Origin of the sequence: Lactobacillus acetotolerans DSM 20749 = JCM 3825 (assembly GCF_001436775.1) — a bacterium.
Lineage (GTDB): Bacteria > Bacillota > Bacilli > Lactobacillales > Lactobacillaceae > Lactobacillus > Lactobacillus acetotolerans.
In genome coordinates, this window is sequence record NZ_AYZC01000108.1 from 1 (window position 1) to 365 (window position 365).

Consider the following 365-nt stretch of genomic DNA (forward strand, 5'->3'; position numbering starts at 1 on the left):
GAGACTGTAAAATATTTTGTGTAAGGATGAAGGACTCCTTAAATTAATTTCTTAAAATATTAGAAAAAGGAGTTCCTTTCTCGTATGATTGATTTGAACACAAAAACACATACAGAAAGAAGAACTCCTTCATGAATGATTTTACCAAAAATATTGCTCAAGCTCTATTCAATCAAGACAAAATAAACGCTTTATTGCGCAAAGAACTCCAGCAAGCAGTTAATGACTTGTTAGAAACTGAATTAACTGCCTTTTTAGGTTATAATCCTTATGCTAGAGACGGCTGGAATACCGGCAATTCTAGAAATGGTGCCTACTTTCGCAAGGTGGATACGCAGTTTGGCAAAATTGAAATCCAGGTGCCA

Annotated in this window: 1 protein-coding gene; it reads left to right on the top strand. The window is 35.1% G+C overall.

Annotated elements, in window-relative coordinates; genetic code table 11:
• Positions 1-131: 131 nt before the first annotated feature.
• The coding region (locus FC77_RS07755) for a transposase (protein ID WP_201780930.1) at positions 132-365 on the top strand (234 nt) is incomplete at its 3' end.